This is a genomic window from Lentimicrobium saccharophilum, from assembly GCF_001192835.1.
Classification (GTDB): Bacteria; Bacteroidota; Bacteroidia; order Bacteroidales; family Lentimicrobiaceae; genus Lentimicrobium; species Lentimicrobium saccharophilum.
Genome location: NZ_DF968183.1, coordinates 1,227,648 through 1,252,197, shown reverse-complemented (window position 1 = coordinate 1,252,197; position 24,550 = coordinate 1,227,648). Strand labels below are relative to the sequence as shown.

Annotated in this window: 16 protein-coding genes; 6 read left to right on the top strand and 10 right to left on the bottom strand. The window is 47.6% G+C overall.

Annotation, left to right across the window (positions count from 1 at the left end; translation table 11 throughout):
• Position 1 precedes the first annotated feature (1 nt).
• The 5 genes from ettA to TBC1_RS16865 all read right to left on the bottom strand — a co-directional run bounded on the left by ettA (position 2) and on the right by TBC1_RS16865 (position 8,178).
• A complete protein-coding gene (gene ettA, locus TBC1_RS16885; protein ID WP_062045350.1) occupies positions 2-1,678 on the bottom strand; it encodes an energy-dependent translational throttle protein EttA in 1,677 nt (558 codons plus the stop codon).
• Positions 1,679-1,848: 170 nt separating this feature from the next.
• Entirely contained in the window at positions 1,849-4,014 is a 2,166-nt protein-coding gene (locus TBC1_RS16880; protein WP_062045348.1) for an ATP-binding protein, read from the bottom strand.
• Between the two features lie 145 nt (positions 4,015-4,159).
• Entirely contained in the window at positions 4,160-5,320 is a 1,161-nt protein-coding gene (locus TBC1_RS16875; protein WP_062045346.1) for a glycosyltransferase, read from the bottom strand.
• 192 nt (positions 5,321-5,512) lie between these two features.
• Entirely contained in the window at positions 5,513-6,721 is a 1,209-nt protein-coding gene (locus TBC1_RS16870; RefSeq protein WP_062045344.1) for a glycosyltransferase family 4 protein, read from the bottom strand.
• Positions 6,718-8,178 (bottom strand): LptF/LptG family permease, encoded by a 1,461-nt coding sequence (locus tag TBC1_RS16865; RefSeq protein WP_062045342.1) that lies wholly within the window; start codon positions 8,176-8,178, stop codon positions 6,718-6,720. The genes TBC1_RS16870 and TBC1_RS16865 overlap by 4 nt, the downstream gene beginning before the upstream one ends.
• Positions 8,179-8,667: 489 nt before the next feature.
• On the opposite strand from TBC1_RS16865, the gene TBC1_RS16860 reads away from it, so the two are divergent.
• From TBC1_RS16860 to TBC1_RS16850, 3 genes are all read left to right on the top strand, one after another.
• On the top strand, positions 8,668-9,852 hold the full coding sequence (locus tag TBC1_RS16860) for a GNAT family N-acetyltransferase (RefSeq protein WP_062045340.1): 1,185 nt from the start codon (positions 8,668-8,670) through the stop codon (positions 9,850-9,852).
• 131 nt (positions 9,853-9,983) lie between these two features.
• Complete coding sequence (locus TBC1_RS16855; RefSeq protein ID WP_062045337.1) at positions 9,984-11,258, top strand: M23 family metallopeptidase; 1,275 nt, start codon at positions 9,984-9,986, stop codon at positions 11,256-11,258.
• A 222-nt stretch (positions 11,259-11,480) separates the two neighbouring features.
• Positions 11,481-12,011 carry a hypothetical protein gene (locus tag TBC1_RS16850; RefSeq protein ID WP_062045335.1) on the top strand — a complete coding sequence of 177 codons (531 nt, stop codon included), beginning with the start codon at positions 11,481-11,483 and terminating at the stop codon, positions 12,009-12,011.
• Here TBC1_RS16850 and TBC1_RS16845 read toward each other — a convergent pair.
• The 3 genes from TBC1_RS16845 to TBC1_RS16835 all read right to left on the bottom strand — a co-directional run bounded on the left by TBC1_RS16845 (position 12,004) and on the right by TBC1_RS16835 (position 16,418).
• Positions 12,004-13,944: a T9SS type A sorting domain-containing protein gene (locus TBC1_RS16845; protein ID WP_062045333.1), complete on the bottom strand. Its 1,941-nt coding sequence runs from the start codon at positions 13,942-13,944 to the stop codon at positions 12,004-12,006. The genes TBC1_RS16850 and TBC1_RS16845 overlap by 8 nt on opposite strands.
• A gap of 252 nt (positions 13,945-14,196) precedes the next feature.
• Positions 14,197-14,790 carry an indolepyruvate oxidoreductase subunit beta gene (locus TBC1_RS16840; RefSeq protein ID WP_062045331.1) on the bottom strand — a complete coding sequence of 198 codons (594 nt, stop codon included), beginning with the start codon at positions 14,788-14,790 and terminating at the stop codon, positions 14,197-14,199.
• Between the two features lie 2 nt (positions 14,791-14,792).
• Positions 14,793-16,418 carry a thiamine pyrophosphate-dependent enzyme gene (locus TBC1_RS16835; protein ID WP_062045329.1) on the bottom strand — a complete coding sequence of 542 codons (1,626 nt, stop codon included), beginning with the start codon at positions 16,416-16,418 and terminating at the stop codon, positions 14,793-14,795.
• 933 nt (positions 16,419-17,351) lie between these two features.
• Between TBC1_RS16835 and TBC1_RS16825 the strand changes: the two genes are divergently transcribed.
• A complete protein-coding gene (locus tag TBC1_RS16825; RefSeq protein WP_062045324.1) occupies positions 17,352-17,963 on the top strand; it encodes an acyl carrier protein phosphodiesterase in 612 nt (203 codons plus the stop codon).
• Between the two features lie 66 nt (positions 17,964-18,029).
• Here TBC1_RS16825 and gdhA read toward each other — a convergent pair whose 3' ends face one another.
• Entirely contained in the window at positions 18,030-19,382 is a 1,353-nt protein-coding gene (gene gdhA, locus TBC1_RS16820; RefSeq protein WP_062045688.1) for an NADP-specific glutamate dehydrogenase, read from the bottom strand.
• Positions 19,383-19,635: 253 nt separating this feature from the next.
• Positions 19,636-20,295 (bottom strand): LuxR C-terminal-related transcriptional regulator, encoded by a 660-nt coding sequence (locus tag TBC1_RS16815; protein ID WP_062045323.1) that lies wholly within the window; start codon positions 20,293-20,295, stop codon positions 19,636-19,638.
• Positions 20,296-20,437: 142 nt separating this feature from the next.
• Between TBC1_RS16815 and TBC1_RS16810 the strand changes: the two genes are divergently transcribed.
• Together TBC1_RS16810 and rpmB are read left to right on the top strand one after the other, a co-directional pair.
• Positions 20,438-23,893: a PEP/pyruvate-binding domain-containing protein gene (locus tag TBC1_RS16810; RefSeq protein ID WP_062045321.1), complete on the top strand. Its 3,456-nt coding sequence runs from the start codon at positions 20,438-20,440 to the stop codon at positions 23,891-23,893.
• 311 nt (positions 23,894-24,204) lie between these two features.
• On the top strand, positions 24,205-24,444 hold the full coding sequence (gene rpmB / locus TBC1_RS16805; RefSeq protein ID WP_062045686.1) for a 50S ribosomal protein L28: 240 nt from the start codon (positions 24,205-24,207) through the stop codon (positions 24,442-24,444).
• The last annotated feature ends 106 nt before the right edge of the window (positions 24,445-24,550 follow it).

The following is a 24,550-nucleotide window of genomic DNA, read 5'->3' as shown; positions in this document are numbered from 1 at the left end:
GCTAAACCTTAAGTTTTTTATACCGTATACGGTGCGGGGTGTCGTTACCCAGGCGTTTTTTTCGATTTTCCTCATACTCCGTATATCCGCCCTCGAAGAAGGCAACCTGAGAATCGCCCTCGAAAGCGAGGATATGGGTGGCCACACGGTCGAGGAACCAGCGGTCGTGAGAGATAATGACGGCACAACCGGCGAAGTTTTCCAAACCTTCCTCCAGCGCCCGGAGAGTGTTTACATCAATATCGTTGGTGGGTTCGTCGAGCAGCAGCACATTGGCTTCCGATCTCAGGGTGAGCGCCAGGTGCATCCTGTTGCGTTCTCCGCCTGAAAGCACCCCTGCCTTTTTTCCCTGATCGGCTCCGCTGAAGTTGAACCGGGCGACATATGCCCTGGAGTTGAACAAGCGGCCACCGATCTGAAGGTTTTCATTGCCTTCGGAGATCACTTCCCAAACGGATTTCTCCGGATCAATGTCGGTGTGCGCCTGGTCAACATATCCGAGTTTTACGGTTTCCCCGACCGAGAACTCTCCGGAATCCGGTTTCTCAAGCCCCATAATCAGCCTGAAGAGGGTGGTTTTGCCGGCGCCGTTAGGCCCGATAATCCCGACAATGCCGGCGGGGGGGAGGCTGAAATCAAGATTTTCGAAAAGTAGCTTATCGCCGAATGCCTTGGAGATGCCTCTGGCTTCAATCACCTTATTTCCAAGCCTGGGGCCATTCGGAATAAAGATCTCCAGCTTTTCTTCCTTCTGTTTAACATCTTCGCTCATCATACGCTCATAGGCCGCGAGCCTGGCTTTTGACTTGGCATGCCGTGCTTTCGGCGCCATACGCACCCATTCCAGCTCGCGCTCGAGGGTCTTGCGGCGTTTACTCTCGGTTTTTTCTTCCATGGCCAGTCGGTTCGACTTCTGTTCCAGCCATGAGGTATAGTTGCCTTTCCAGGGAATGCCTTCCCCGCGGTCGAGTTCCAGTATCCAGCCGGCAACATTATCGAGGAAGTAACGGTCGTGCGTAACAGCAATCACGGTGCCCTTGTACTGCCTCAGGTATTGCTCAAGCCAGTCAATGCTTTCCGCGTCAAGGTGGTTGGTAGGCTCGTCAAGCAAAAGAATATCAGGCTCCTGCAACAGCAGGCGGCAAAGGGCCACCCGCCGGCGCTCGCCGCCCGAAAGGGTCTTTACCGGCTGATCAGGATCCGGACAACGCAGTGCATCCATGGCGCGCTCAAGTTTGGCATCCAGTTCCCAGGCATCATGCTGGTCAAGCAATTCGGTTAGCCTGCCCTGTTCCTCAATCAGGGCATTCATCTCATCATCGCCCATGGGCTCGGCAAAACGGTTGTTTACTTCTTCATAAGCCTTCAGCAACGACACGGTTTCGGCAACGCCTTCCTCCACGATCTGCTTTACCGTTTTTGTTTCATCCAGTTCGGGTTCCTGCATCAGGATGCCCACAGAGTATCCGGGCGAGAAGACAACCTCCCCGATGTAGCTTTTATCCAGCCCGGCAATGATCTTCAGCAGACTGGATTTTCCTGATCCGTTCAGACCGATGATGCCGATTTTTGCGCCGTAAAAAAACGAGAGGTAAATATCCTTAAGTATCTGACGGTTGGGCGGAATGACTTTTCCCACTCCAACCATGGAGAAAATGATTTTTTTATCGTCTGACATGGGGATGTTGTTGTGTTTTGGCAAACTTATGAAATTTTTTCAAGCGGGTGGAAAAACCGTCTGCGGAACCTGTTGTAATGTACCGATTTGATGGCTGCGTTATTGCAGGTCTGTTTCAGAAATAATATTGCTGTTCCTGCGAGAGCCCTGTCTGATTGATGATGAAACTTTCAGACGGCGTGGTGTTTGGGCTGCATAATGATGGTAAAGGTGCTCCCTTTGCCGGCCTCGCTCTCTACCTTAATGATGCCATGGTTAAGCTCCATAAATTCACGGCACAGAGTCAGGCCAAGGCCTGTGCCCCTTTCGCCCATGGTTCCTGCGCGCTGCACTTTGGGATCAAGGGTAAACAGGTGGGCCATCACATCCGGCGGGATGCCTCCGCCGGAGTCTTTTACCGAAAGTTTTACAGCATCGTGAGTCATGGTGGCACTCAGGTGTATTTCGCCTCCAACCGGAGTAAATTTAATTGCGTTGGAAAGCAGGTTCCTTACCACAGCCATGATCATATCAGGATCAGCCCAGGCATTCAGCAGGGGCGGAAGGTCGTATGTAAGCCGGATTTTTTTGGTTTGTATCTGAGGCTCAAATACCGGCAGGGTATTGACTACAAGTTCCCTTATGTTAAAGATTTTAAAAACAGCATATACGCCGCCGGTTTGGGAGCGTCCCCACTCCAGCAGATTTTCAATCAAACGGAAGGTGTCAGTGGACACTTTGAGGATGTTGCTGGCGGCATCCCGGCGCTGGGCTTCATCCAGATGTTCATATTCAGAGCATAGTAATTCAGAAAATCCAAGAATTGACTGAAAGGGGGATTTCAGGTCGTGTGCTACAATACTGAAAAATTTATTTTTGGTTTCATTCAGTTTGTACTGCTCTTTATAAAGCAGGTTCAGTTCCTCTTTTTGTTTGATGATCTGCTCGTTCCGTTCAGCCAGCAGCGTGTTCTTGCGTTTTTTCGACTGGTTAAGCGAAAACAGGAAAATGGCTGAAACAATCACAATTATTGAAATGATGATCAGCAGGTTACGGATGGTCTGCTGACGCTTCAACGCCAGCTGGCTATAGATATTCTGTTGCCTGAGCAGTTGATTGTCGCGTTCGGTTTGCTCAGATTCAAAGCTGACCCTTAGCCGGTTCAGCCGGTCGTTGCTCTCCGTGTTGTATGCACTATCGGCAATAACTTTGTAGAGGGTCATATAATCATAAGCCCTTTTATAATCGCCTTTCTTCTGCCAGGCATCTGCCAGACCGTTATAAATATCTTCCAGAAGGATCAGTGAACCGGATTTTTCTGCAAAATCAAGGGCTTCTTTATAGAGTGCGATCGCTTCATCAGGTAAATTCTGCTTTGTGCGGAGCCTGGCCAGATTCTGAAGAATGGTTGCATGGGTAAATCCCTGCTTGTTCGAATTTGAAATTCTCAATGCTTCCTGGTAATAAATAAGCGCCTGATCGATGTTGTTTTCGTCGAAATATATATTTCCTGAATTGATCAGGCTGTGGATTACGCCACTCTGATCATTGATTTTTCTTGAAAGTTCGAGGGCAAGCCGGTTGTATTCAATGGCTTCATTTATCTTGTTTAAGCCCTGATATACCAGCCCGATATTGTTGTAGCTGGTTGAAAGACTGTAGAGGTTGTTTCTTTTTTTATTTATGGCCAGTGCTTTGTTGTAAAAATCGAGGGCGATCTGGTAATCTTTCAGACTAAGATAAACATTTCCGATGTTGTTGTATGATTTGGAAAGTCCTGAGCTGTCTTCTGCCTTTTCATTGATGCGCAGGGCCTGGGTCAGGTACTCAAGTGCCCTGTCGAACCGCCCCAGCGTATAATAAACATTCCCGATATTCGTCAGGCTGAGGGCAAGGTATTTGTCTTTCCTGGTTTCCGTAAAAAGTGACGACGCTTCAATATATCTCTTGAGCGCTCCGCTGTAATCACCTTGTATTTCCCTGATCAAACCGATATTGTTCAGCATGCTGCCTATGCCGGTTTTGTCCTCCAGTTCCCTGTATAAGGTCAGGGCCTGCTCATAATACTCCAGGGCCTGACGGTCGTTGCCGAGGTTGTAATGTGAACCACCCAGCGTCTTAAGCACTTTGGCCCGGTTCGGTTTGTCTTCGTTTTTATTCAGCTGTTTAAGCAACTCGGCAGCCAGGGGAATTGCCTGATCCGGTGATTCGTCGGCAAGGGCCGCAACCTGATCTATCCTGGTTTCAATCTTTACCGGTGTTCTGTCCTTTCCGGTTCCGGCCTGGGCATAGATAAACCGGCTTGCAAGAATCAGGAAGAATATTATAAGTAGTCCGGTAAATCCTGGTTTGTTCATTTTTGCCTGTTGGTTTCTGTTAATCAGCCTTTGCCTTGTTTGTAATGCCTGTGGAATGGATAAAATGTAACTTTTACAGTTTGCGATAAGATTTATCAGGTCAGTGATGATGTTGGATGTCCACTTTATTATACAGGCTCCCGGATTATGACCCCAGAATTTGTATCAGTCCCCTGGTTGCCCCCTCCCAACTGTAGTTCCGCTGAACAAAGTTATAACCTTCTTTAGCGATCTGGTATCTGAAATTTTCATCCCGGAGCAGATTAAGCACATGTTCTGCTACTGCTTCCGGGGTGTCGCCGATCAGGATTTCTTTTCCCGGCACAGCATTGAGTGCAAAATTACACAACGAAGAGGTAATACAGGGCAGATGCATCGACATAGCCTCAAGCAACTTATTCTGCAGGCCGGTACCGATCTGCATGGGAGCCAGGAATATGGCGGCTGAAGCGTAACATGCCCTCAGGTCGTCAACCCAGCCTGTAACTGTAACAGATTCAGATGACAACGCTTTTACCCGGCTGTGCGGAGATGCACCGGCAAGCATCATCCTGACACCCGGGGCAGTCTTGTGGATAATGGGCAGCACCTTTTTAGCCAGGTATTCCGCGCAGTTGATGTTGGGCGGGTAGCCCATGTTTCCCGTAAAAATCAGTTCATGTGTCTGCTCACGTTGTTCCGGTCTGAAATATTCATGGTCCACCCCGTTGGGCACAATCAGAATCTGGTCACGGCCCGGATGGGGGATAAAATCGCGGTCGGGCTTTGAGATGATGGTTTTATTGTCGAAACTGTCAAATATCAGTGACTCATATTTTAATAAACGCCTGTACTCCAGTTTTAGCACCGGCTTCATGAAAATGCCGGCCAGGGGGATACGCCTTTCAATGCCTTTTGAAAACACATCCTGAAAATCAATGGTTTTCGGAATGCTTTCTTCCAGGGCATAGGCCGCTGTCCTGAGTAACTGGCAGTAAATGTGATCGGGTTGAACTTTTTTGATCATCTGCCTGATAATACTATGTGCCCTGCCCGAATAATAATAGCCAGCCTGGAAAGGGAGGCCGCTGAATAAAGCCCTGGTAAGGTTCCAGGCAACTGCAAACCACCCCTGACGGATTACCCTGATTTCCTTACAAAAGGGCTTAACCGCTGAAATCTGCGATTCATCTACTTTCTGATGAGTGATCGCACACAGATAAATATTGTGGTGACGCGATAATATCTTCAACTGGTTAAATGCCCTTAGCTTATCACCTTTTTCAGTGGGATAAGGGAAACGCGGAAGAATAACAACTAATTTCATTCCCGGTCAACTGCCTGATAATAAATATCTTAATATATCCGAAAAGGCTGATTTATGTCCAAACACCACCGGTACGGATATCAGGCTGTATTTTTCCGTTACAGCCTGGAAGTACAGCCTGAACAATGAACCGGTAATCTGGTGATTTATTTCCGGCATTTATCAGGCTTTCTGCAAAGGTAATAAATTTGATTACGGGAGGAGGGTGGAATAAAAATCAGTCAGCTTTTCCATCAACAGTCTGTTGTTATGCCTGCTGATGACGAGTTCCCGGGCATTGGCCCCCAGTAGTTTCACGAGGTCCGGATCGGCCTGGCATTGCCTGACTGCATGGATAAATTCTTCTTTGTTATTGGCGATCAGTATGTTCTTCCTGTCAGTATAATCAATGCCCTCTGCACCGACCGTGGTAGTTATGATGGTTTTACCGGCCAGCATGCCTTCGATGATTTTGATGCGTATGCCGCTGCCGGAAAAGAGCGGGACAACCATAATGCCGTGTGATTGCATATAAACGGCAGCATCCTCAACTTCCCCGTCCACAACAAGTCCGGGCATCTTCAGTTTTACCAGCCATTCGGGCATGGCCCTGCCGGCCAGGTGGAGTGTCAGTCCGGGGAAATGGTTATGCAGTTCCGGCCAGACTTTCTTTACAAACCAGCGTATCCCTTCCAGATTTGGCTGCCAGTTCATGGATCCGAGGTGGAAAAGACCGTTCCTGCTGCCGTTACTTATGCTGCTCCCTTCATCCGGCAGCGTGCCCGGGTTTATTCCGAAAGGGATGTCGGTTACAGGTACTCCCGGAGCCTGACTGCGAAACCACAAAGCATCTTTGGCGGTGATGGCCACTATCCCGTGAAGGGTTGGAAGTGTGGAAAGCTCGTATTCCCTGAGTGTCCTGGCCAGGTGACGGAGGTAAAATTTTTTAACCGGATTCAGGCAGTTATCTGCCATACGCTGCCATATAAGGTGCTCGATGTTATGGGCCCTTAGTATCAGCCTCGCATTTGAATAGGAACTTATCAGCGGAATATAGGGCGTGGTGAAAAGCGTCTCAAACTGAATAATGTCGAATTTTTCATTTCTTAAAATGTCTTTCAGTGTTCTGGCAAAAGCCGGCGAAATAAATCTTTCTATATGGTATGATTTTCGCCTGAGGAAGCATTTCAGCGCAGGAAGCCATTGAATGGAAAGATCGAGATAAACGGTTTCGATCCGTGTTTTATCACGGTAATCCCGCGGAATGCGGTCCGGGTCAACACTGTATTTATTGCTGTTAATGGCAAGGACTTTTACCGTATGTCCTGCATCCACGAGCCCTTCTGCCATGGCATTCATTGCGATGGGCCCTCCTTCGAGCGGAGGCCATGGAGATTTGTTGCAGAGCATCAGGATATTCATCGGGTAGTTGAATTGTTTTCAGGCGCTTTTTCCCTGGTTTGTTTACGGGATATATTGAATAACCTTTTCCATGCATCAAGGTCGAGCAGGGGGGAGTCGGTGGTTGCCTTGACGGTCAGAATAATGCCCAACGGAAGAAGCACCACCGAGGATAACCACATACCGGTGAGCGGATCCATGGTTCCGGCTTTGACCGATTTTTCGCCGGTCATGGAAATCACATGGTAGATAACGAAAAAGACTACGGAAATTACCAGTGGAAGTCCCAGCCCGCCTTTCCGGATAATGGCTCCCAGCGGCGCCCCGATAAAAAACAGGACCAGGCAGGCAATGGAGAGGGTGAATTTCCGGTGCCACTCCACCTGATGTTTTCTGATCAGCACCAGCCTTGCCTCGATATCGGTTTTATTGAACTCAATATTGCTCCGGGTATTTCTGGCCGCATTCAGGGCCAGTTCATAAACCTGAAGTGTTTCTGTTTTGTCAAGTCCGATGAGTACCGGTAATCTGTCCGGGGGTTTCAGGGTGTCCGGGATGCGGCTCATGTAGGCTGAGTCAAGCTGGTTGTTGAAAAAATAACTGATTTCAGTCGATCTCAGCAGACCGGATATGCGCAGATCGGTTTCCCTCAGCAGTGAATCCTCTGCCAGCGTGAGTTGTTTCAGGTTGAGCATCTGATAGTGGTTTCTGAACAGCTCCTCGTTTGTCCGCATCATTTTAAAATCCGACAGGTCAAAGCGCCTGTACTGTTCCGCGAAATAAGTGCGCTGAAAAGGCCTGTTTCTTTCATTCCTTCGATCAGTTTTTTCATCGTAATTATACCCGTTGTAAAGTGTCAGGTCGAGGGTGGCCCCGTCAGCACTCTGCTCCATACGTCCCCATTCTGCCCGGGTAACCGTGGTATTGCCCATACGGGATGTATGATCATAAATCATAATATCCCGGATGGTAACCCCGTCTTTCTCCTTTTTTCCTATCCGCATGGTGTAACCTTCTATCCCGTTGTAAAAGATGCCTTCACGGATGTTGAGCGCCAGCTTTTGTTGCCTTACATCATAAAGAATGGATTTGAACTTCAGGTTGGTAACAGGTAAAATGTTGTTGGAGAAAAAGAAGGCAAAAATACTGATCAGTACAGAGAGGACCACCAACGGTTTCATCACCGTCCGCAGACTTATACCCGCCGACTTGATGGCAACCAGTTCATAACGCTCTCCCAAATTACCGAAGGTCATCAGCGAAGATAATAGTATTGCGAGGGGGAGCGCCAGCGGCACAAAAGTAGTGGATGCGTAAAAAAGCAACTCGCCGATCACCTGCCATTGTAATCCTTTCCCCACAAGGTCGTCGATGTATTTCCACAGAAATTGCATGACCAGAATGAACAGGGCAATGAAAAAGGTAAGAATCAGGGGACCCAGGTAGGACCGGAGTATCAGAATATAGAGTTTCTTCACTACAAGCGGCTGTTTCGTGCAAAAGTAAGTAATTGTGTTATTATATCGTAAAAACTCCCGAAATCGTATAGCGTGGGTAATTCGTTATTTGATGTGCCGGAGTTAAGATGTACCTGGTAATTTGTAATGTATTTATAAAATAGTTTCACAGAGATGCACAGAGATGCACAGAGATTCACAGAGAAGGCGCAGAGATTCAAAGAGGGTTGTATTCTTCTCAGTGTTACTCCGTGATACCTCGGTGAGCTCTGTGTAATTGTTTATTTACAAGGATCCAACGAGTCACATTTTAAGGGATAAACCTTTAACCCGTACTGATTATTTTTTCTGATAAAAACTTGGTCTTTAATGACCTGATAGTAATCCCGATGTGAAAAACCAGCACATCATTTAACGAATAATCCTATTGCGCAATTATTATCCGCCGGGGAGTGTGGATTTTCAATTCTCCTTACCTTTGCCTGTTAATAACGATCAAACTTTCCTGCCATGGTTCTGAAAGAAGTTACCGATAAATCAACCGCCCGGGTTTTTCTGGATGTTGCAAGAGATATATACAAGGGTGATAAAAACTGGATTTGTCCGCTTGATAATATGGTTGAAGCGGTGTTTGACCCCGGGGTGAATGTTTTTTTTGCCCATGGCGAAGCCATCCGGTGGATCCTCTATGATGATCACAACAAGGCAATAGGAAGGGTAGCAGCATTCATCAACCGGAAAAAGGCTTTCAATTTTGACCAACCAACCGGTGGAATGGGCTTTTTTGAGTGTATCAACAACAGGGAAGCTGCATACCTTTTATTTGATACCTGTAAGGCCTGGCTGAAGGAAAAGGGCATGGAGGCAATGGACGGACCCATTAACTTCGGAGAGAACGATAACTTCTGGGGGCTACTGGTCGAAGGATTTATGCCGCCAAGTTTCGGCATGAATTATCACCATCCTTATTACAAAGACTTTTTCGAGAGCTATGGGTTCAGACCCTACTTTGAGCAGGTAACCAATCACCTTGATATCACAAAGCCTTTTCCGGAGCGATTCTGGAAAATCGCCGACTGGGTCAGGCAAAAGCCGGGATACAGCTTCCGGCATTTTTCCTGGAAGGATAGTGAACAGTTTATCCGGGATTTTAAAACCATCTACGATGACGGTTGGCAGTTCCATGAAAATTTTACCCCTATCAATCCCGACGATCTCCGCAAAGCCCTGAACGAGATGAAGCCCATTATGGATGAGGAGTTTATCTGGTTTGCCTATGTGGATGATAATCCTGCAGCTTTTCTGGTTATGATTCCCGATGCAAACCAGATTTTCAGGTATCTCAACGGGAAGCTCAACCTTTTTGGTAAGCTGAAATTCTGGTACTACAGTAAAAGGAATGTTTTCACCCGGACCCGTATTACTGTGATGGGTGTGCGGCCAAAGTATCAGAAGTCAGGCATCGAGTCCGCCATTTTCTGGCATATGGAGAAGGTGATGAACAAGCGCCCCGGATATAAAGAGGTCGAGTTGTCATGGGTCGGAGATTTCAATCCTAAGATGAAACAATTGCATGAAGCAGTAGGGTCGCATTTTGCCAAACGGCATATTACTTACCGTTATCTGTTTAATGCACCCGGCCAGAGTCAGAAAGCCACGGTAATTCCAATGGATACAAAGCAGCGTGCTGATTAGTCTGGAACAGGCGGATGCTCCGGTTGTTACGCTGGTTCCATTATGAATTTATCAGGCCCGATCGAAGGAAGATTGCAATAAGTCACGGCCGGCTGCGTTTACACCGGAAATGCCTATTAATATAATAAAAGATGAAGTTTATCACGAGGAAGAGATTAATTGAAGCCGGAGTATTGATTGTTGTTGCAATAGTACTGACTTTTACACTGGATTACTACATGTCGGCACTGCGGAAAGCGCCGGAACCGGAGAATGTCTACGAGCCGGAGCCCAGGATGGAATACGGGATTGTCGTTGATTCTTTTTACATCGTTAAAGATGTAATTAGTCCCGGGGAGAACCTTTCTGCAATCCTGAATAAGTACGGTGTTGGTCCTCTTGCAATTGAGCAACTGGCAAGGAAATCGGCGGGCATTTTTGATGTCAGGCGCATCAGGTCAGGCAATAAGTACACGGTTTTATGTACCAATGACTCCCTTAAGCGGGCTGAATATTTTATTTATGAGCATAGCCCGACGCAATACGTCGTTTTTGAAACCGGAGATTCGCTGCATATTCATACGGGAGAAAAAGAAGTACAGGTTAAATTAAGATCGGCTTCAGGAACCATCACCTCCTCGTTATGGAATGCCATGACTGATGCAGGGGCAAGTCCGAATCTCACCGTATCCCTCTCGGAAATCTATGCCTGGTCAATTGATTTCTATGCCATTCAGCCGGGTGATAATTTTACTGTTTTCTATGAAGAACTCCAGGTCGAAGGTGAACAGATCGGACTGGGCAATATTATATCGGCACGATTTTTTCATGGCGGAAAGGATAATTTTGCCTTCCGTTTTGTTCAGGATGGAACGGCTGACTATTTTGACGATAAAGGTCAGAGCCTGCGGAAAGCATTTCTGAAAGCTCCTCTGAAGTTTTCAAGAATTTCATCACGTTTCTCCAACAGCAGGCTGCATCCCGTGCTCCGCATCCGCCGGCCTCACCATGGGGTAGATTATGCCGCACCCAAAGGAACCCCGGTTCACAGTGTGGGCAGCGGAACGGTTACCGATGTACGTTATGCGGGTGGCGCCGGCCGTATGGTCAAGATCAAACACAATGCCACTTATTCAACGGCATACCTGCATCTGAGCGGATATGGCCCCGGGATTAAATCCGGTGCGAGGGTGCGGCAGGGACAGGTTATCGGATATGTAGGAAGCTCGGGTTTATCCACGGGTCCGCATCTGGATTTCCGATTCTACAAAAACGGAACCCCTGTTGACCCGCTGAAAGTTGAATCCCCCCCGGCACTTCCGGTTAAAAAAGAGTTGATGGACAGCTTTAACCTATACCGGCTCAGCCTTACCCGGCAGCTTGATTCATTGAATATGCCGGTCAAACAAACGGTGATGCCGCTGTAAGTCATTTTATACTGAATCTGTAAATACTTCCTTTCCCCTTAAGCAACTGTTGATAGTGTGGGAGGTGCGCAAACCGCTAGGTTTGGAGCGGCGCAATTGCACGGACGTGGACGTCTGCGCCAACGGGCTCGATCCACCTGACAGGTTTTTTTTAACCTGTCAGGTGTGAAAAAGACCCAAGTAACTGCAACATCAACATCAAAATCTGAGATATCATTCCGCATGCGTGGTTTTGAATGCACGGACGTGGACTTCCGCGCCAACGGGCACGATTCACCTGACAGGTTTTTTTTTAACCTGTCAGGTGTGAAAAAGACCCAAGTAACTGCAACATCAACATCAAAATCTGAGATATCACTTCCCTTGGGCGGGTTTGAATGCACGGACGAGGACTTCCGCGCCAACGGGCTCGATCCACCTGACAGGTTTTTTTTTAACCTGTCAGGTGTGAAAAAGACGCAAGTAACTGCAACATCAACATCAAAATCTGAGATATCACTTCCCTTGGGCGGGTTTGAATGCACGGACGAGGACTTCCGCGCCAACGGGCACGATTCACCTGACAGGTTTTTTTTTAACCTGTCAGGTGTGAAAAAGACGCAAGCAACTGCAACATCAACATCAAAATCTGAGATATCATTCCCCATGCTTGGTTTTGAATGCATGGACATGGACGTCAGCGCCAACATGGGTATAAAAAAAGGCTGCACCGGGGTGCAGCCTTTTAAAGGATTATATGGTAAGCTTACTTAACCATCATTTTGCGGGTGGTGCGCTCGCCGTTGGCAATTACTGAGTAGGTATAGATACCTGACTTCAGGCTGGCAGCATTGATTTCGAAAATATGGCTTCCTTCGCCGAGGTTACGGGCGGGAATTTCATAAACCTTCTGTCCAACGATGTTGTAAACTTCGAGGCTGACATTGGCTGATTTCGCAAGGTTAACTTCAACCTGTGAAACGCCGCTGAAAGGATTCGGGAAGTTCTGTGAAACGCCGGCAACGGTGTTTTCAACTTTGTTTACGCCGATGTTGACGAAATCAGCTTCGTTGAACATAAAGTCCTTGATGTACTTGTACTGTACGGGAAGTCCGGGATCGGTCGGATCCATATCCTGATAAGCAAAAGGAATGATGTAATTTTCGCCATCAACAAATGCGTAGTAGGAAGCGGTTCCCATATAGGCCTGCAGCCATGCGTCGCTGAGGAAGGTTACATTTACAACTTCGGTATAGGTGTTTTCCTGGGGATCCCAGCCAACACAGAAGATATCCGGCTGAAGGTTGTCTACCTGACCTTCGAAGTCGGTATCCAACCATGAGAAGAACACCTTGCTGCCATCATAGGTAACGGTAGCCTGTGAGCGGTTGTCCTCAGAAACATCGCCCCATTCACCACGGAAGGTAAGCAGGTTGGTTCCAAGTTTCTGGGCAAGCCATGTTTCGCCGCCATCCTGTGAGAAGATGTTGTACGAAGCGAAGAATCCGGCAGCCGAAACAATTGAATAAGCTGTAGAAGCAGCAACACCAACAACTACAGAAATTGACGGATTGCCATACATATCAACTACGAGGTCGCTGGTGAAAGCGGTTGTGTAGGCGATTTCATCACGTGCAGGAAGAGGCTCTTCAAAAAGTTCTGCAATCTGGTCGTCGGTAAGCAGGTCGTTTACGATGCCGGGGATGCCGTCAGGTCCACCCAGGGGAACAGTAATGGGATTTTCATCCCAGGTCATTCCACCATCCATAGTTTTGTAAAGAATAGGATAATAAGCAAGGCCGGTGGCAAACGGATCCTGTCCGTTGTCGCTGAGGGTCAGGATATATCCGGTCATTCCGTCGGGTGCAAAAGCAACCCTTGTGTCAGCTATAGCTGTTCCGTAAGCATTAACCGGAGCATAAAACAATGACTGCTCGTATTCAAAAGCACTTGTTTCAGCGTTGAAAACACCCTTGGTAATGAGGAGTGTGTCAATATACTGATTTCCAAGTCCGCCGATGAGAGAAGGCTCAACTACAAAAATTTCATTGGTAACCGGGTTAATGGTCATTGCATCCGGAACATTATGTCTGATCGGAGGTGCTGAAGGCCAGCTGACCTGTGAAGTGACTGAACCGTCAATTTTAGTGGTTGTTCCGCCGTAACCGCCCCAGCTGCCGGCAGTACCGTTACTTCCGTCAAGAAGCGGGAAGAAGCCGGATACATAAGCTTCATCAGGGTTCGTGTTTCCTGCGGGGTTGTAAATTACACCCTGGGGATAACGGGCATTGGCGCCGGGAGCAATGGTCGGATTGTAAATCTGGTTGTTGTTGCTCCAGGTGTTGCCGCCGTCCTTTGAAATATCATAGGCAACATAACCCGATCCGGGGGGAATCAGCATACGGTGGAAGAAAGCTACTGAGTTGGTTATGGGGTCAGCCCAAAGCGCGGTACGGCCACCGTTGTAAAGGCCAAAAGCATTGGCTGAACCTCCGAGATCAACAATGGAGATGTCGGCAGTACCCTTAACAGCAGGTCTGGTAATTGCAGTCACCATTGAAGGAGTTTTTACGATGCTTTCTTCATCAATGTTTTTAACCTGATAAGAAACAGACGGAACGTCTGATTTAACTTTTACCGGGCTTTTCTGGGCAAACAGACCGGCACTGATGCAAACAGCAGTCGCAATAAGTAGCAGTTTTTTCATAAGCATTATTTTTTAAGGTGAAACAAAATTTTCTTCTTTCAATTGCAAAACTAATAATTATTCAACACGAAAAACAATGAAAAACCAAAATTTATTTGGAATTTTCATCATTTGGGGCATGCTTCCCGAAGGTGCCCGCTTCAGGAATGTTGGTTTTCAGGTTAATGGGAGGCGGGCGCACTAAATGATATTTGAGGATTTCAGGTGGTTCTGCCTGCCAGGAGCAACTTCCCTAATCCTGCTGATCGTGTTTCAGGCCCTGTTGTTAAGCTTTTCTGAGGTGAACCTGCGTCCTGCTTCCAGGGCATCGAGGTTGACCTGTATCACATCATCGCCTTTCTTACGGAAGATCGACCGTATCGCATCCTGTAAAGATGTGTATTCAATATCCAGGAATGGGGAGGCTGCCCCGAGTATAACCATATTGGCCGATTTGGGGGATCCCATCTGTCTGGCGATTTCATCGGCATCCAGCGCGATATGGCGGGGTTGGGCTTCAATTTCGGCCATCAGTTTTTCCATTTCCGGGTAATTCCGGATATTGATGTAGGGTTTGGTATTGGTTACCAGCCAGCCTTCGTGCGAAAGCATGGGCAGATAACGCAGCGATTCCATGGGCTCCACGGAAATAATCATATCGGCTTTGCCCTGTGGGATCAGATCGGAAGCGATTTCCCTGTCCGAGATCCGGAGGTTCGACTGCACGTCGCCGCCGCGCTGACTCATCCCATGTACCTCCGCCTGTTTGAGAAACAATCCCGTGCTGAGCGCTGCTGTTCCGATAGTGGCAGCGATCGATAAAATTCCCTGTCCGCCGACGCCGGCGAGTATAATGTCTTTTTTCATGGTTATGCCTCTGCTTTGCTTGTTTCCTGTTTTTTCTTTTCTTCCCTCAGCCTTCTGGCAGCCGTCTGAATACATTCCCTGCGGGGGATTACGACCGAAACGCCCGGATAGGCGATCTCTTCCATCATAATCCTGAGGTTTTCCTCATGGTGTTTTTGTAAAGGGTTTAGGATCCTGATATGCTCTTTCTCCACACCGATGGCCAGGCAGATGTCTTCAATCTTTCCTACGGCGGCTGAGTTTTGACCACCTGTCATAGCTGTAGTAGCGTTGTCGAGGATCATCACGGTGATGGGCGATTTGCTGATCACCGCGTCGAGCAGTCCGGTCATACCCGAATGGGTAAAGGTGGAATCCCCGATAACAGCCACGGCGGGAACGAGGCCGGCGTCAGCGGCACCCTTGGCCATGGTAATGGAAGCGCCCATATCCACACAGGAATTGATGGCATCAAAAGGTTCGAGGGCGCCGAGGGTATAACAGCCTATATCAGAGAATACCCTGCCTTTGCTCAGGCTGGCGAGGGCTTCGTTGAGGGCATTGTAGCTGTATATGTGCGGGCATCCCTTGCAGAGTGACGGCGGCCGGCTGCTTACGATGGCCGGGATATCCCTTCCCCTGGTATCGGCAAGGCCCAGCGCACGGGCCACAATATTGGGGTTGAGTTCCCCGTCGCGTGGCACGGTACCGTCAAGGCGACCCCTTACCGGCTTGCCGTTGTTCAGAAAACCACGGATCAGTTCTTCAACCAGCGGATAACCGTCTTCGAGCACCAGCAGGCTGTCGCAGCTGTCATATAAATCCCTGACCATCTTTTCAGGTAGCGGATACTGGCCGATGCGCAGCACAGGATGCGGGACCTCGTGCCCCGGGAAATTTTCAACCAGATAGTTATAGGCAAGGCCGCAGGCGATGATGCCAATGCTTTTGTCCTTGTGGTCTGTCAGTTTGTTGAAAGGAGATGCTCCGGAAGCTGAAATAAATGCAGCCTGGTTGGTGAGCAGGTGTTTATACTGACGGCGGGCATTGGCCGGCAAAAGAATAAACTGTCTGAGGTTTTCAGGGAGCCGTATTTCATTTTGTACCCTGCTTTCCTTTAATGCAACCCCTGAGCGGGAATGAGCCAGCCTCGTGGTGATGCGCAGCATAACCGGGATGCCGTATTTTTCACTCAGGTCAAAGCCATAATGAACCATATCGTAGGCTTCCTGCTGATTGCCGGGTTCCAGGATGGGAATCAATGCAAACTTGCCGTAAAACCTTGAGTCCTGCTCATTCTGTGATGAATGCATGGAGGGGTCGTCGGCCGCAACAACAACCAATCCGCCGTTGGCGCCCGTGATTGCTGAATTTACAAACGCATCGGCTGCAACATTCAGTCCCACGTGCTTCATGCATACCATGGCGCGTTTCCCGGCGTACGACATGCCCAGGGCCGCTTCCATGGCGGTTTTTTCATTGGCGCCCCACGAAGCAACCACTTTGCCTGATTTTGCTTCCTTCGAGTGCATCACATACTCGGTGATCTCCGTGGAAGGGGTTCCCGGATAGGCATAAATCCCTGACAGGCCGGCATCGATGGCGCCTTGTGCTATGGCCTCGTCTCCCAGTAATAATAACTTCTGCATAATATATTTAAGGTTTTGATTTTTTTCAACTGAAAGAATCAGAGGAATCTCTACGGGGCAAAACTATAAAAATTTGATTACATGCAGTTCAGCTAAAATTATCTGGAATTGTTTTAAATAATAAGAATGATCAGGTATTTTCAGTATCTGATCACCCTTTCCGGCTATCCGTCAGGGGAGATGACATTATTGGCCGGATTCTGATTAAACTGATCATGAAAACTGCTTCCGTCAACGGCAAATGGCGCTTGACATGGCAATTCCTTTTTGATATGCTGACATTAACTTTGCCATTTGATTTAAGATATCTGCCACAAAATCTCAAAAACACAGAAATACACAATTTTTTTTCTCTTTTCATGAGAACCTGAAAAAACCGGATGCTGATTGCGGATGCAGCTATATTTTAAATCACCATTGTCCGGATAAAATGAAGAAAGAATTTGCCACAAAGCTCCCTTCCCCTCAAACCCGTGTAAGTCAAATTCATTCTGAGCGTTAGCGAAGAACCGATCCGCCAGGGGCAGTGTGCTCACAGAAGGTAATCTCATAATTCAACCGGACAATATTGGGGATGAATATCTTCTTATTAAATATTTTTGTGCTATTCCGGGTTTTGGTGTCCCGATGGCGATCGGGATGGCTAATAATCAGCACTTCATTTAATGCAGTAGTCCGTAAAGAACTTTTAATGAATTGACTTACAGTGGATTATAAAACTCGTTTAATGATAACAAGTTATTCATAATCAAGTCGTTGCTGCCTGCCCCGCCACTTTTGCGGGGTCTTTGCGTCCTTGCGTGATTCTTAAATTTAACGGACTATTGTTAATGAATACATATTTGGCATAAAGTGCACAATATCAGTGCAATATAGTGCAGATGCAAAATGTACGGACAAATCGGCTAATTTTGAATCCTGAAATCTGATCACATGAACTTCCTGGCACACCTGTATCTTTCGGGCGATGACCCTGACATCATCATCGGCAATTTTATCGCCGATCATGTGAAAGGCAGGAAGATGGACCGCTACCGGACCGGCATTCAGGACGGGATCAGGCTGCACCGGGCGATTGATGCCTATACCGATACACACGGTGTTGTGAAGGAAACAGTGGAGTACCTCCGGCCGGGTTTCAGGAAGTATGCCGGCGTCGCACTGGATATGTTCTTTGACCATTTTCTGGCTTCCGGATGGCCTGCCTGGTCGGCGGAACCCCTGGAGGCGTTTACCGGCCGGATGTACAGGGTGCTGATGGGTTCTTTTGTAATTCTGCCGGCGAGGACGCGCTATATGCTTCCGTTTATGATGCAGCACAACTGGTTGCTGCATTACCGCGATATCGAAGGACTGAACCATGCACTGAACGGCATGGCCAGACGCACGGTTTTCAGTTCGAACCTGGAGCATGCGGCAGGTGAACTTCAACAACACTATGAATTTTACAGGGAGCGTTTTAACCTGTTTTTCCCTGATTTAAGGCAATATGCCGGGGATTATATGCAAACACTGAAACTAAGCGGAAAAGGGCATAACTACTGAACATGCTGAAAAAAAAGAAGCTCCGGCCTGAGCCGGAGCCTCCGCACTGTTACAAAAAGCTGAGGTTTAAACGAGTCCCTGGGCAAGCATGGCATCGGCAACTTTTACGAACCCGCCGATATTGGCGCCGTTCACATAGTTGATATAACCGTCAGCATCTTTTCCGAATTTTACACAGGTTTCATGAATATCGCACATAATCTGGTGCAGTTTGGCGTCCACCTCTTCGCGCGACCAGGAGAGCCGCATGGAGTTCTGGGTCATTTCGAGGCCTGAAACTGCAACCCCGCCGGCATTCGCGGCTTTGCCGGGGCCATAGAGAATCTTATTCTTCAGAAATACTTCCACTGCTTCCGGAGTCGAAGGCATATTGGCCCCTTCCGAAACAACAAAGCAACCGTTGGCAACCAATGCCATGGCGTCCTCTGCGTTCACTTCATTCTGAGTGGCGCAGGGCAGGGCAACATCACACTTGATACTCCAGGGCCGTTTGCCTTCATAATATTCGCAACCGAATTTATCGGCATATTCCTTGATGCGGCCCCGTTTTACGTTTTTCAGGTTCATCAGGTAAGCAAGCTTTTCGGCATCAATACCTTTGGGATCATGGATGAAACCGGAAGAATCGGAGAGGGTTACTACTTTTCCACCCAGCTGGGTCACTTTCTGTACTGCGAATTGCGCGACATTTCCCGATCCGGAAACGAGCACTGTTTTCCCTTTCAGGCTGTCATTTCTGGTTTTAAGCATCTCTTCGGCAAAATAGGTACAGCCGTACCCCGTGGCTTCGGGCCTGATCAGGCTGCCGCCCCATTCGCGGCCCTTGCCGGTAAGCACACCGGTAAATTCGTTGCGCAACCGCTTGTACTGGCCGAAGAGGAATCCGATTTCGCGTCCTCCCACGCCGATATCGCCGGCGGGTACATCGGTGTCAGGGCCAATGTGGCGGAACAGTTCACTCATAAAACTCTGGGTAAACTTCATGACCTCGTTGTCTGATTTTCCTTTCGGATCAAAATCACTTCCGCCTTTGCCACCGCCCATGGGGAGCGTGGTAAGGCTGTTTTTAAACACCTGCTCGAAAGCAAGAAATTTCAAAATACCCAGATTTACCGTGGGATGGAAACGCAAACCTCCCTTGTAGGGGCCGATGGCACTGTTCATCTCGATCCGGAAGCCACGGTTTACCTGAACCTCGCCTTTGTCATCGAGCCAGGGAACCCTGAAAATAATGACCCTTTCGGGTTCTGCAATCCTTTCGAGGATTTTGGCAACTTTGTACTTGGGATTTTCCTCAATGTAAGGGATTAGTGACTCCGCTACTTCATGCACTGCCTGGTGAAATTCTACTTCGCCGGGGTTTTTGGCAATGACTTTAGCCATAAAATCATTGACCATCTGATCGAATACATTAGCCATAGTAAATAGGTTTTTTGAAAAGTTGAAGTGAATTAACGGGTCAATATTAAAGAAAGTAAATTGAATGAAAGCAAGTATCCGGGCTGATTTCTCGGAGATTATGCCGAAATTCAGTGTTTTACGCAAAGATGGTGGGTGATTTACGGAAGGCAGCGTTTAGCCGGGTTCTGCCGGTAATAAGGCGCACTGAAGGTCACACCGCCCGGTTGTCAAATTGAATGAGACAGAAGCATGGATCTTATACCCGGGATTGTCAGATTTCAATCAGGTTGTTGCGGATGGCGAATTTTACCATATCTACCGTGGTTTTGAGGTTGATCTTGCGCATAATGTTGTTCTTGTGCGACTCAACGGTGCGGATACTGACAAATAGTTTATCGGCGATTTCCTGATTGGTATAGCTTTCGGCGTAAAGTTTCAGTACTTCCATTTCGCGGTCGCTCAACACGCCTGCGGGCTGGTTACGCTGGGCATTGCCGTTGCCTGGTTGGTTCAGATAGCGTTTGAGGATTATTTCAGAAATGGACTTGCTGTAATAATCGTACCCGTTGCGTATGGTAAGAATGGATTCAATCAGTTCATTGCGGTCGGCGTCCTTGCTCAGAAATCCTTTGGCGCCTGCTTTCAGGGTCCTGAGGATAAAACTTTCCTGTGCGGTCATGGCAAGGATGAGGATTTTAATCTGGGGATGTTCCCGCTGTATGATGCGGATCATTTCAATATCATGATCTCCCGGTTCGTAACAACTCAGCAGAATAACGTGTATGGGAAGGATTCTGAGTTTGATCAGCAACTCAGAAAGGTTTCTTACGCATCCCATCACGGTGATTTCGTGCGAATCGCCGAGCATGGATTTCAGCCCTTCACACATGATGCGGTGATCGTCAACAAGTATGACTTCTATTTTATTCACTGCTGTTGCTGCTTTTGTGCCACGAAATTATAATTTTCTGATGAATTTTCAAGTTCCGGGTCAGTTGTGAAGGCCATTTTTGCTAAAACATGACCGGTTTGTATCTGAAATGCTTAATTTAGTGCATCGCAATTTATAGGTTATGACTGACATTCCTGAGAAGAATCCTGATATTCAAAAGCTGATGTATGAGCGCCGCGAGCGTTTAAAAGAACTGGCGGCCATCAATCAGACGACCCAGATACTTAAAGAGGGAAAACCTGTTGAGGAAACGCTTCAGCAACTTGCCATGATTTTTCCCGATGCCTGGCAGTATCCCGCCTATACGGTCGTCAGAATTATCTTTGATGGCAGGGAATACAGATCTGTCGGATTCAGGGAGAGCATCTGGGTGCAGCGGCAGCAGTTTGAGTCCATCAATGGTAAGAAGGGGAGTATCGAGGTTTTTTACACCCGCGAATTTGTTGAGGCCGACGAAGGACCTTTTCTGATTGAAGAGCGGCACCTGATCGGGAACCTGGCAAATATGATTACCGGCTACCTGAACAGTCAGGAAGCAAAAATGCTGCTGCGCCATACCCTGGTCCAGCAGAAAATCTCACAGGCAGAGGATAAGAAAATCCCGCAGGTTACCAGCAGGCAGTTGCTGCAGAAGTTCCTGAATAAAAGCAATTATGACCGGGATGTCTATCATGACCTGATGCCCTTCAAAGTGAAGGAAATCCTGCTGGTGGCCAATCTTTACGACGCTTACAGCATCGAAAAGGAAGGAAGGTTTTCAGAGCATGTGCTGGGTGAATACCATCAGCTGAACCTTACTTCTATGCCCAGGATTACCGGAGTTTCGAGTGAAGAAGAGGTCTTTGTTCAGTTACAGTCGAAGCATTTCGACCTGATCATTTTTATGGTAGGTGTTGAGAAGAAACAACCCCTGATGCTGGCCGAAAAAGTTAAGGAAGAGTTTCCCTACATACCCATTTTCCTGTTGCTTAATAATAACAACGATCTTTCCTATTACACAGAGCAACCGATGATGCGCTTTGTTGACCGCATTTTTGTTTGGAACGGGGAATCCAAGGTGTTTTTCGCCATGATCAAACTGATTGAGGATAAGATCAATGTGGAGAATGATACCAAGGTAGGTCTGGTAAGGGTACTGCTGCTGGTGGAGGACTCTCCTCAGTATTACTCGCGTTATCTGCCCCTGTTGTATAGTATTGTGCTGGAACAAACCAGGCGGATCATTGAAGATGTGAGTACAGACGAACTTTACAAAGTGCTGCGCATGCGGGCGCGTCCCAAACTTCTGCTGGCATCCACTTACGAAGAAGCCAAGGAAGTCATTGACAGATACAAGGATTTTATGCTGTGCCTGATCACAGATGTAAAATACCCGAAAAATGGAAGGGCAGATGAAATGGCCGGTTTCGACCTTGTGAAGTATGCCCGGGGAGTGGTAAAGGAATTGCCTGTAATTATCCAGTCGCACAATATCGAAAATGCAAAGTTTGCCTACGAGTTGAAAACCACTTTTATCGATAAGAATTCCGAAACCCTGGTGCAGGATTTTAAAAGTTTTATCACCCATTATCTCGGATTCGGAAACTTCATTTATCGCGACAAGGAAGGGGCTCAGATCGCCATTGCACGGTCGCTGCGGGAGTTCGAGTCTTACCTAAGAATTATTCCTGAAGAATCGCTGATTTACCACGCGCGCAAGGATCATTTCTCTTTGTGGTTGATGGCCAGGGGCGAAATCCAGGTTGCCAAGATCATTAATCCTGCCAAGGTCAGCGATTTTGAGAGCCCGGCCCAGCTGCGGGCTTACCTGATCAGGGTAATTCAGCAGTTCAGGAATGAGCAGAATAAGGGAAAGGTGATTCCATTTGAAGAATCGGCCCTGCTTGACGAAAGTAATGTGGTGAGCCTCAGTTCCGGTTCCTTAGGGGGAAAAGGCCGGGGTCTGGCGTTTATCAATACCCTGATCTATAATTACGATTTTGAGCAACTGCTACCGAACATTAATATACGCACGCCGAAAACCTCCATCATCGGCACGGATGAGTTTGAGTATTTCATCGATCGTAATAAACTGCATGACAAGGTAATGGATGGTCTGGATTATGAACAGGTAAAAAAGTTGTTTATTGAATCATCGCTCACCGAAACCCTTATCAAGCGCCTGCGCATTCTGCTGAAACATATCACCAATCCGATTGCCATACGTTCGTCGGGCTTGTTTGAAGATTCGCTGATGCAGCCATTCGCGGGCATCTTTGAGACTTACCTGCTGCCCAATAATGATCCGGACTTCAACATCAGGCTGAAGCAGACTATGGATGCCATCAAACTGGTGTATGCCTCTGTGTATTCGAAGATTGCCAGGGGCTACATCGAGGCCATCCGCTACAAACTGGAAGAGGAAAAAATGGCTGTCGTCATTCAGGAAGTTGTCGGCAACCGGTTTGAGGACTGTTATTATCCGCATATCAGCGGGGTCGCACAGTCATACAATTATTATCCGTTTGCCCACATGAAGCCTGAGGAAGGATTTGCCGTGGCTGCGCTCGGGCTTGGAAAACAGGTGGTGGAAGGCGGGAAAGCCTACCGTTTTTCACCAAAGTACCCGACCACTGAAATCAACACTCCGGCTGATCAGTATAAAAATTCGCAGATAGACTTTTATGCAGTGGATCTGGCAAAAAAGGAGATCAATCTGATGGAAGGTGATACAGCCGGATTAACAAAACTTGACCTTGATGATGCTGAACGCCACGGGACACTCCGGCACCTTGCATCGGTTTACGATGTGGATAACCATCGTATTGTTCCCGGTCTGACACAGCCTGGCCCCCGCATCATCAATTTCTCAAATATTCTGAAATATAATTATATCCCCCTTGCCAAAACCATTGAAACCGTGCTCGATGTGGTTAAGGAGGCCATGGGAGCGCCGGTCGAAATTGAATTTGCCGTTGACCTTAACCGCGACAAGGAGCTGAAAGCCTCTTTTTATCTGTTGCAGATAAAACCTTTGATCGGAAGTATGGAGGACTATAGTTTCGAGCCTGGGCAGATTGATCCGGAAAAATTGCTCATGATTTCTGAAAAGGGGATGGGAAACGGGCTGATCAGCGACATTTCCGATGTGATTTATATCGACATAAATGTATTTGACAAGCGCAGGACGGTTGAAATGGCTGAGGAGGTGGAATCCCTCAATCAGGCCTTTCGTGAATCGGGCCGGAAATACCTGCTTATAGGACCCGGTCGATGGGGCACCCGCGACCGCTGGATCGGCATTCCGGTGAACTGGCCTCAGATATCATCGGCAGGGGTGATTGTGGAAACCAGCCTGGAAGGTTACCCGCTTGATGCCTCTTCAGGATCACATTTTTTCCACAATGTCACCTCCATGAATGTCGGTTACTTTTCGATTCAACAGGAGCTTTCAGGCTCGTTCATCAGATGGGAAATTCTTGATCAGCAGGAACTGGTGCAAAGGACCCCCCATTTTAAACATGTCAGGTTCAGGAAACCCATACAGATTAAAATGGATGGAAAGAAACGCATTGCAGCGGTGATCTGGGATAGCTGAAAACTATATTCAGCAAATATTGATACCGGACTAATTTACCTGCCGGATTAATGTAAATTGCTTCACCGCAGGGAGTTTCGGCTGTTTTACCATTGTAAATGCCGGTAAAAATGAACCGGGAGACCGGATTTCCTGATTTGATCATTTTAATAATAAGGGAATCAGGTTCATAACACTTTCTTAGCTGAGTTTTTCATCACGATTTTTAGATTTTTGACGCTGATGATTTTTTTTTAGAAACATGTTGTATAATTTGAAAAAAATTACGTCCTTTGCAGACCGAAATTAAAAACCTTCAGATAAAGTCAGTCATGTCAAGAATTTGTGAAATTACCGGTAAAGGAATGATGGTTGGAAACAAGGTTTCCCACTCCAATATAAAGACCAAACGCAGGTTTTATCCCAATCTGCAGGTGAAGAAGTTTTACATTCCCGAAGAGGATAGCTGGATCACCCTGAAGGTCTCTGCCGACGGCATCCGTCACATCAACAAAAAGGGGATTACTGCCTGCCTGAAAGAGGCGCGCGAAAAGGGTTTCCTTGTTCGCTAAATCCCGGGATTATCTGAACGTATTACAGCTGTGCTGTTGTCTGACCGACAACAGCTTTTTTTTTATCCCATGGCCAGTGCCGCATGACTTCGCAGTGCACACGGAA

What these genes read in the sequence shown, in the direction of transcription:
- TBC1_RS16850 (WP_062045335.1), top strand. Translation starts at nt 11,481, where the DNA reads ATGCGTGGTTTTGAATGCACGGACGTGGACTTCCGCGCCAACGGGCAC.
- TBC1_RS16835 (WP_062045329.1), bottom strand. Translation starts at nt 16,418, where the DNA reads ATGCAGAAGTTATTATTACTGGGAGACGAGGCCATAGCACAAGGCGCC.
- TBC1_RS16870 (WP_062045344.1), bottom strand. Translation starts at nt 6,721, where the DNA reads ATGAATATCCTGATGCTCTGCAACAAATCTCCATGGCCTCCGCTCGAA.
- rpmB (WP_062045686.1), top strand. Translation starts at nt 24,205, where the DNA reads ATGTCAAGAATTTGTGAAATTACCGGTAAAGGAATGATGGTTGGAAAC.
- ettA (WP_062045350.1), bottom strand. Translation starts at nt 1,678, where the DNA reads ATGTCAGACGATAAAAAAATCATTTTCTCCATGGTTGGAGTGGGAAAA.
- TBC1_RS16855 (WP_062045337.1), top strand. Translation starts at nt 9,984, where the DNA reads ATGAAGTTTATCACGAGGAAGAGATTAATTGAAGCCGGAGTATTGATT.
- TBC1_RS16810 (WP_062045321.1), top strand. Translation starts at nt 20,438, where the DNA reads ATGACTGACATTCCTGAGAAGAATCCTGATATTCAAAAGCTGATGTAT.
- TBC1_RS16845 (WP_062045333.1), bottom strand. Translation starts at nt 13,944, where the DNA reads ATGAAAAAACTGCTACTTATTGCGACTGCTGTTTGCATCAGTGCCGGT.
- TBC1_RS16825 (WP_062045324.1), top strand. Translation starts at nt 17,352, where the DNA reads ATGAACTTCCTGGCACACCTGTATCTTTCGGGCGATGACCCTGACATC.
- TBC1_RS16860 (WP_062045340.1), top strand. Translation starts at nt 8,668, where the DNA reads ATGGTTCTGAAAGAAGTTACCGATAAATCAACCGCCCGGGTTTTTCTG.
- gdhA (WP_062045688.1), bottom strand. Translation starts at nt 19,382, where the DNA reads ATGGCTAATGTATTCGATCAGATGGTCAATGATTTTATGGCTAAAGTC.
- TBC1_RS16880 (WP_062045348.1), bottom strand. Translation starts at nt 4,014, where the DNA reads ATGAACAAACCAGGATTTACCGGACTACTTATAATATTCTTCCTGATT.
- TBC1_RS16840 (WP_062045331.1), bottom strand. Translation starts at nt 14,790, where the DNA reads ATGAAAAAAGACATTATACTCGCCGGCGTCGGCGGACAGGGAATTTTA.
- TBC1_RS16875 (WP_062045346.1), bottom strand. Translation starts at nt 5,320, where the DNA reads ATGAAATTAGTTGTTATTCTTCCGCGTTTCCCTTATCCCACTGAAAAA.